Source organism: Mycobacterium timonense (assembly GCF_025821985.1).
In the GTDB taxonomy this organism is placed as follows: domain Bacteria; phylum Actinomycetota; class Actinomycetes; order Mycobacteriales; family Mycobacteriaceae; genus Mycobacterium; species Mycobacterium avium.
The window spans coordinates 1-7,713 of sequence record NZ_JACKSY010000045.1 but is presented as its reverse complement, the minus strand read 5'-3'; the positions used below and the strand labels follow the sequence as shown (position 1 = coordinate 7,713).

General features: G+C 64.2%; 7 protein-coding genes. 4 read left to right on the top strand and 3 right to left on the bottom strand.

Annotated features, from left to right (window positions below):
- The 3 genes from H7I87_RS12635 to H7I87_RS12625 form a co-directional block, all read right to left on the bottom strand.
- The coding region (locus H7I87_RS12635; RefSeq protein WP_264002700.1) for a 3-hydroxyacyl-CoA dehydrogenase NAD-binding domain-containing protein at positions 1–1,573 on the bottom strand (1,573 nt) is incomplete at its 3' end.
- Between the two features lie 34 nt (positions 1,574–1,607).
- Positions 1,608–2,819, bottom strand: a complete 1,212-nt coding sequence (locus tag H7I87_RS12630) for an acetyl-CoA C-acetyltransferase (protein WP_063967113.1) — start codon at positions 2,817–2,819, stop codon at positions 1,608–1,610.
- Positions 2,820–2,978: 159 nt separating this feature from the next.
- Complete coding sequence (locus tag H7I87_RS12625; RefSeq protein ID WP_063967114.1) at positions 2,979–4,226, bottom strand: acyl-CoA dehydrogenase family protein; 1,248 nt, start codon at positions 4,224–4,226, stop codon at positions 2,979–2,981.
- A gap of 266 nt (positions 4,227–4,492) precedes the next feature.
- Here H7I87_RS12625 and H7I87_RS12620 point away from each other — a divergent pair, with 266 nt between their 5' ends.
- The 4 genes from H7I87_RS12620 (at position 4,493) to H7I87_RS12605 (ending at position 7,638) form a co-directional block, all read left to right on the top strand.
- On the top strand, positions 4,493–4,945 hold the full coding sequence (locus tag H7I87_RS12620) for a nuclear transport factor 2 family protein (protein WP_063967115.1): 453 nt from the start codon (positions 4,493–4,495) through the stop codon (positions 4,943–4,945).
- A 14-nt stretch (positions 4,946–4,959) separates the two neighbouring features.
- Positions 4,960–5,472 (top strand): ketosteroid isomerase-related protein, encoded by a 513-nt coding sequence (locus tag H7I87_RS12615; protein ID WP_063967116.1) that lies wholly within the window; start codon positions 4,960–4,962, stop codon positions 5,470–5,472.
- A 158-nt stretch (positions 5,473–5,630) separates the two neighbouring features.
- Positions 5,631–7,136: an aldehyde dehydrogenase family protein gene (locus H7I87_RS12610; protein WP_063967117.1), complete on the top strand. Its 1,506-nt coding sequence runs from the start codon at positions 5,631–5,633 to the stop codon at positions 7,134–7,136.
- 100 nt (positions 7,137–7,236) lie between these two features.
- Entirely contained in the window at positions 7,237–7,638 is a 402-nt protein-coding gene (locus H7I87_RS12605; protein ID WP_139800251.1) for a hypothetical protein, read from the top strand.
- Positions 7,639–7,713: the final 75 nt, after the last annotated feature.

Sequence of the window (7,713 nt, the reverse complement as noted above, 5' to 3'; positions counted from 1 at the left end):
CGCCCTCACCGAGCATGGCCAGCGCCTCGTTGACGAAGGTGCCGATGACGCGGCTGGTGAAGAAGCCGCGGCTGTCGTTGACCACGATCGGGGTCTTGCCGATGGCCAGCGTGTAGTCGAACACCCGGGCCAGCGCCTCGTCAGAAGTCTTCTCGCCCTTGATGATCTCCACCAACGGCATCTTGTCCACCGGGGAGAAGAAGTGGATCCCGATGAAGTCCTCTTGGCGCTTCACGCCGGTCGCCAGACCGGTGATCGGCAGCGTCGAGGTGTTGGAGCCGAGCAGCGCGTTCGGCTCCACGATGTCCTCGATCTCCTGAAACACCTTGTGCTTGAGGTCCTGGTTCTCGAACACTGCCTCGATCACGAAGTCGACGCCCTTGAAGTCGGCCGGGTCGGCGGACGGCGTGATGCGGTCCAGCAGCGCCTTGCTCTTCTCCTCGGTGGTCTTGCCACGCTGAAGGGCTTTGGCCTCAAGTTTTTCCGAGTAGGCCTTGCCCTTCTTGGCGGCCTCGATCTCGACGTCCTTGAGCACAACCTCGTATCCGGCCTTGGCCGAGACGTAGGCGATGCCCGCGCCCATCATGCCGGCGCCGAGCACGCCGATCTTGTTGATCTTGACCGGCTCGATGCCATCCGGGCGTGAGCCGCCGCCGTTGATGTGCTGCAGATCGAAGAAGAACGCCTGAATCATGTTCTTGGCGACCTGGCCGGTGACCAGCTGCGTGAAGTAACGGCTCTCGATGCGGCTGGCGGTGTCGAAGTCCACCTGCGCGCCCTCGACGGCGGCGGCCAAGATCGCCCGCGGTGCCGGGGTGGGCGCGCCCTTGAGCTGTTTACGCAGGCTTGACCCGAACGTCGGGAGGATCGCCGCCAGTTCCGGCGAGGCAGGGGTGCCACCGGGCATCCTGTAGGCCTTGACGTCCCAGGGCTGGGTGTGTGCGTCCGGGTGGGCTTTGATCCATGCCTTGGCCGCCGGCACCAACTCGTCGACCGACGACACGAGTTCATCGACCAACCCGGCCCGCTTGGCCTGGGCCGGCCGAAACCGGGTTCCCGGGGACAGCACCTCGGTGAACGCCTTGCGGATCCCCAGCATTCGTACCGTCCGCACCACCCCGCCCCCACCGGGCAGCAGGCCCAACGTCACCTCGGGCAGTCCGACCGCGACACCCTTGACGTCGGCGGCGATGCGGTGATGACACGCCAACGCGAGCTCGAGACCACCGCCGAGGGCAGCCCCGTTGATCGCGGCCACCACCGGCTTACCCAGCGTCTCCAGCGCGCGCAGATCCTTCTTGACCTGCTCGACAAGATCGAACGCATGTCCGGCGCTCTCCGGGCCGAGGCTGATCATCCACTTCAGGTCACCACCGGCGAAGAAGGTCTTCTTCGCGCTGGTGATCACGACGCCGGTGATCGACTCCTGTTCGGCGGCAAGCCGTTTCAGCGTCTTATGCATGGACTGCCGGTAGTGCTCGTTCATCACGTTGGCCGACCCGGTGGGGTCGTCAAGTGTCAGGGTGACGATGCCGTCGGCGTCCATGTCCCACGTGATCGTGTTCTCTGCCATAGCCTTTGGTCCTCTTGGTCTTTCGGCTTGTTGCTTAGACGCGTTCGATGATGGTGGCCACACCCATGCCGCCGCCAATGCACAGCGTGATCAGAGCGCGGCGCGCATTGCGCCGTTCCAGCTCGTCGACCATGGTTCCAATAAGCATGGCGCCGGTGGCGCCCAGCGGATGCCCCATCGCGATCGCGCCGCCATTAACGTTGAGCTTCTCGTCGGGGATGTCCAAATCGCGCTGGTATTTGAGCACCACCGAGGCGAACGCCTCGTTGAGCTCGAAAAGGTCGATATCGTTGAGCGTGAGACCGGCACGGTCGAGTGCTTTCTGAGTGGCCGGCTGGGGGCCGGTGAGCATGATCGTGGCATCGGCGCCGCTGGTCGCGGTGGCCACGATTCGCGCCCGCGGCGTCAATCCCTGTGAGGTGCCGGCCTTTTCCGAACCGACGAGCAGCAAGGCGGCGCCGTCGACGATGCCGGAGCTGTTGCCACCGGTATGGACGTGGTTGATCGTCTCGACCCAGTGGTAGCGCTGCAGCGCCACGTCATCGAATCCGGCTTGTGCGCCGATCTTGTCGAACGCGGTCTTGAGTGTGGCTAGGCTCTCGGCGGTGGTGCCGGGGCGCATATGCTCGTCGTGGTCGAGGATGAGCAGTCCGCTTTGGTCGTACACCGGCACAACCGACTTGGCGAAGTAACCGCCCGACCACGCGGCCGCGGCGCGTTGCTGGCTACGCAGGGCGTAGGCGTCCACGTCTTCGCGGGTGAAGCCTTCCAGGGTCGCAATCAGGTCGGCGCCGATGCCCTGCGGCGCGATGTGATGGTCGTAGGTGAAGGTGACGTCGTTGAACATGGCGCCACCATCGGAGAGCATCGGCACGCGGCTCATCGATTCGACACCGCCGGCCAGTACCAGATCATCCCACCCGGAGCGGACTTTCTGTGCGGCGATGTTGAGTGCCTCTAGACCCGAGCCGCAGAAGCGGTTGAGTTGCACACCGCCGGTGGTGTCGGGCAGCCCTGCGGCCAGTGCGGCGGTGCGGGCGATATCGCCACCCTGATCACCGACGGGGGTGACGACACCCAATACGATGTCGCTGATCAGAGTCTCATCGAGGTCGGGACTGCGGCGACGCACTTCGTCGATCAGCCCGACCACCAGGTTGAGCGGCTTGACCTCGGTCAACGACCCGTTTCGCTGTTTGCCGCGGGGAGTGCGGATCGCCTCATAGATGAAAGCTTCCTGCGACATTGATCGCCCTTTCCCAGAGTAATGTGCCTGCACGTGCGGTGACGACGAGGGGCAATGTTCGGGTGTTGGTTGAAAGCTGCACTGGCACTGGATAGTTCGTGTTCACACGGTTTGCCGCCGTCGCGGTGGTCGTCGACGGCGGCAAACCTTGAGTCCGATCTAGGCTTGCGGTGCTGGTTGGGCTGCCTTGTTGAGCAGAAACTCACCAATGTAGGTGCGGGTCTGGTCGGCGTTAAGCGGTTGAAACAGCGATGCGGCCGAATCGCGGTACAAGCGTTCGAAGATCGTTCCTTTCCGGAACGACGAACCGCCCACCATGCTCATCGCGTGCCGGGACATATGCAGCACATTGTCGGCGATGAAGGTCTTGGCCAGGCCCAGGTAGGGGAACCGCAGCTCCGGATCCCACAGTTTGTCTTTGCCGTCGATCAGGTCCTGGCAGGTTTGGTACAGGACGCGTCGCGAGCATTCCACCCGAGACGCCATGTCGCCGATGCCGTCGATGATGTGCCCGACTTTCTTGACCTCGGTGTCGGCGGCGACGATCGCGCCGAACGTGGCCCCCAGGTGTTTCTTTGACAGCGTTTTGACGGATTCCTCGAGGATGCGCTGCTGCATGCCGTAGTAGATGCTGGCGAACATCAACGAGGCCCATTCCAAGACACCGAAAGCCCCTGCGCGCCAGGGTGAGACAAAGCCGTCCTCGGGCACGAAGTAGCCGTCGAACACGATCGTTTGGGTGCCGGTGGCGTGCATGCCCAGCGCGTCCCAGGTCTTGTCGATGCGAATGCCGTCGCCTTGCAGGTTTTCGTCGAGCTTGAACTCCCCGATGAACAGCTTCTCGGCGGCGACGCGGCCGTCGAACGTGTCGGGCAGGTTGCCGTCGGCGTCGGTCTCGGTGGCGTTGGTGGTGATGATGTCGGCGGCTTCACAGAGGGTGCCCCAGGTCTTCTTACCGTAGAGCCGCCAGCCGCCGCCCTTTTGCGGGACCGCCTGCATGTCGGCCAGGCCGGAAAACCCGGCGCGCTGCTCGGAAAACGGGCCGAACATCAGGTCGCCGTCGGCGACGCGGCCCAGCCAATACTTGTTCTGCTCCTCGGTCATCAAGTTCCCGGCGATGCCGACCATGATGTAGTGCATGTTGTAGGCCAACGTAATCGCCGAATCGCCCCGGGACAGCTCCGAGACGACCTTGGACACCTGCAGAATGTTGCCTCCGGGCCCCCCGAACGCTTTCGGTATCGGTAAGGCGCCCAACCCGGAATTCTTGAACACCTCGATCGAGGGGTAGGCGAAAGTGTTTTCCTGATCGTATCGGGGGCCGATTTCGCGGAAAAACTGCGAGACTTCCTGCGCCTTGGCGAACCATGGCCCGAAGTCCTCGTCGGTCAGGTCCTGTTGCAGCATCTACGACTCCATTTCATTCCCGGCGTTATCGCGCGCTCCTTTGTGGTTGTGCCGATGCTGCTCTTGATGTGCCGCGGTGCGCACCCCTCACAGGGGGGAACTCGATCCAACGTCGGGGAGGACGGCGCCGCCCGTGGCGGACACCCTGCGCGCCGCCTCCCCCCGACGGACAGTCCGTATCCCCCTGTCGGTAGTAGTCGCCCGGAGATTCCGCCAATAGCGTCGGAACGTAGTTGTGCACTACATCAGCGAGGAGACAATCCGTTATGAGCCACGCATTTGCCGTCAAATGGTTGAAGGCTTTCCGGGAGAGCCCTGAAGCCGTCGTCGCTCTTTATGCCGACGACTTCTTGTTTGAGGACCCCATTCTCGGTCAGTCCATCACGTCCAAAGACGAACTACTGCGAGTATTCGCTCCCTACGCCAACGCTGACACCGAGAACGGCATCGGCATCAACAACTTCCGGATCGATGAGGTCGTCGGCGACGACAAGGCCGCCATCTACCGCTGGACGTGGAACGCTCCGACCGCAGCTGCCTTCGTCGGCGTGCCCACCAACGGCAAGGTCCCCGGTGCCCGCGGCATCACCTTCCACATCTATGACGCCGACGGGCGCATCAAACGTGAGGAGAGCTTCTGGGATTGCGCTACCGCGGTGCGCGATCTCGGTCTGCCGGTGGACCCTGTCAGCGTCAGCAAGTCTGCGGCACTGGTCTGAAAGGAGCGAACACTATGAGCTTAGACACGCCACTGGCCACCACTCACGCGCGGACCTGGGCGGCGGCGCTGACCACCGACACGGCGGCCGCAGTCGACCTCTACGCCGAGGATCTGGTGTACGACGACCATGCCGACTCCGATCATGTGATCGACACCGCGATCACCAAGGACGAGCTGTATCCGCGGCTGGCACCGTTTGCCAACAAGGACACCACCACCGGTGTCGGGCTGCACACCTTCACCGTCACCGAGGCGTTCCAGCTCGCCGGCGTCGGCGGCAACCCCGCCGTGGTCATCCTGTGGGACTGGACCGGCCAGGCATTGGAAACCTACCGGGGAGTTCCGACCAACGGAAAGACGCTGAGCACCAGGGGCATCACCTGGCACCAGCTCGACGCCAACGGCAAGATCGAGCGCGAAACTACCTACTGGAACGACACCCCGGTGCTCCAGGAACTCGGACTGCCGATCGTGACGCCCGAGTACTGGGCCGAGGGATTCGACCCGTCATCGCTGGTGGGATAACACCGTCGGGACCCCACGTCCTGATCTGGTCCGATGTCCAGGGTGTCTGAGAGCTCCGAGACGATTGCGAGGACTTCGGCCGCAAGCGGCGGGGAGGTTTCATCAAGCCGCCGCCCGCCAGCCGCATACCAAAACGACGCCGCACCAGAGGAACACTTATGACCCGCCACTACCTGATGTACATCGACGGACAGTGGACCGACGCCGACGACCGCTACGAGATCCGCAGTCCCGCAACCGAAGAGTTGGTGGCCACCGTCGCCAAGGGCACCACGACCCACGTGGACGCGGCCGTCGCCGCGGCCGCACACTCCTTCGAGGAAGGGAAGTGGCGGCACACACCTGTGGCCGAACGCGCCGCGCTCATCAACACAGTGGCCGAACGTTTCGGAGCGCGCAGCGATGAGCTGGCCGCACTGCAGTCGAAGGAGAACGGTGCGACCATCCGCATCACCGGCGCCCTGCACGTCGGGCTATCGGTCGCCCAGCTGCAGTACTTGGCTGCCATTGCCCCGACTTACCAGTGGGAGACGCCGGGCCCGACCATCGAACCGGTTGCTGCCGAGGGCATCGTGGTGCGCGAGCCCCTGGGTGTGGTCGCAGCGATTGTGCCCTGGAACATCCCGCTGCTCACCGCGGTCTGGAAAATTGGGCCCGCCCTGGTCGCCGGCAACTCGCTCATACTCAAGCCGGACGAGCATGCGCCGCTGCTGCTGCTTGAGTTGGCCCGCGAATTCGAGGCCGCGGGCCTGCCTCCCGGGGTGCTCAACGTGGTCACCGGCGACGGGGAGCCCGTCGGGGCGTATCTGTCCGGCCATCCCGGTGTACGTAAGGTCGCGTTCACCGGCTCCACTGCGGTAGGCAAGAGCATTTTGCGGCAGTCGGCCGACTCGATCCGGCGGGTCACGCTGGAGCTGGGTGGCAAGGGCGCCAATGTCATTCTCGACGACGCCGACATCGACATGGCCGTCGACGGAGCCCTGTTTGCTTGTATGGCCAACAACGGCCAAGCGTGCGAGGCGGGCACCCGGCTACTCATCCCCAGCAGTCGGCGCGACGAGATCCTTGACAAGCTGATCGCGAGGGCAGCCACCTTGCGAGTCGGTGACCCCCTGGATCCGGCCACCAATGTCGGACCGGTCATTTCGGGCACCCAGCGCGACCGGATCCTCGAATACTTGCGCATCGCGGCCGAGGAGGGCGCCACGGTCGCATTGGGCGGCGGGTCACCGCAGGGCCCCGAATTTGCCAAGGGCTATTGGATCGAACCCACCATCCTCGTCGATGTCACCAACGACATGCGCGTGGCGCGCGAAGAAGTGTTCGGGCCGGTGCTGGTCGTGCTGACCTACGACAGCGTCGACGAGGCAGTCAAGATCGCCAACGACACCGATTACGGTCTTTCCGCAGGGGTTTGGGGCGGCAGCGAGGCGCATGCCTTGGAGGTGGCCCGCCGTCTCGAGGCCGGCATGGTCTGGGTAAACAACTGGCATGTGATCCACCCGGCCTACCCGTTCGGTGGTGTCAAGGAAAGCGGTCTGGGCCGCGAAGGCGGACCCCACTGCATCGACGAATACGTCGAGGAGAAGTTCATCTCGCTGGACCGCTCGGGCGGCATCGAAAACAAGGCATTCGCCATCGTCATCGATCCGGCGGGATCGTGATCTCGCCACGATGTGCACCCACGATGGCCGGGCGGCAGACATCGACCTCACGGCCACAGCACCGTTGCGGCTCGGTATCGCCTGCGGCCAGCAGGTGTGGATGGACAACGCCGGCGGCGGCGTCACGCGGGTGCGCGCGACCGATCTGCGTCGCCTAGCGCGTCAGGTGGCTGCTGCGCGCGCCGAGCACCCCGGGCGCGATGTGATAGCGGATATCAATGTCGTGATCGCCGACGAGGCCCGGTGTGCGCGAGCGGCTCTGGCCGAGTCTACGGATCTGTCCGCTGCCGACACGCTGCTCTACGTCGGCACCGCCAGCGGGTTGGCAGGACTGATAGCCGACATGTACGCACTGCGTCTTACCGACGGGGCCATGCTGATCCCGCTCTTGGGCCAGGAGATGCTCGAGCTCATCCGCAACGAGGTGCTACCTCGACTACAGACGTTTCTGCCCGGTCAAGTCCCGGGAAGTGGTGTAGTGCTGCGTGATCCGGTGGGTTAGGCGGTGAGTGCGGGCATGTCGTTGGCTCCTATGTCGGGGTTGTCGTCGGTGATGGTGGTCAGGCGGCAGCGGGTG

Bases quoted from the DNA above. Each gene is read 5' to 3' on its own strand.
- H7I87_RS12625 (WP_063967114.1), bottom strand. From the start codon at position 4,226: ATGCTGCAACAGGACCTGACCGACGAGGACTTCGGGCCATGGTTCGCC.
- H7I87_RS12620 (WP_063967115.1), top strand. From the start codon at position 4,493: ATGAGCCACGCATTTGCCGTCAAATGGTTGAAGGCTTTCCGGGAGAGC.
- H7I87_RS12610 (WP_063967117.1), top strand. From the start codon at position 5,631: ATGACCCGCCACTACCTGATGTACATCGACGGACAGTGGACCGACGCC.
- H7I87_RS12615 (WP_063967116.1), top strand. From the start codon at position 4,960: ATGAGCTTAGACACGCCACTGGCCACCACTCACGCGCGGACCTGGGCG.
- H7I87_RS12630 (WP_063967113.1), bottom strand. From the start codon at position 2,819: ATGTCGCAGGAAGCTTTCATCTATGAGGCGATCCGCACTCCCCGCGGC.
- H7I87_RS12605 (WP_139800251.1), top strand. From the start codon at position 7,237: ATGGACAACGCCGGCGGCGGCGTCACGCGGGTGCGCGCGACCGATCTG.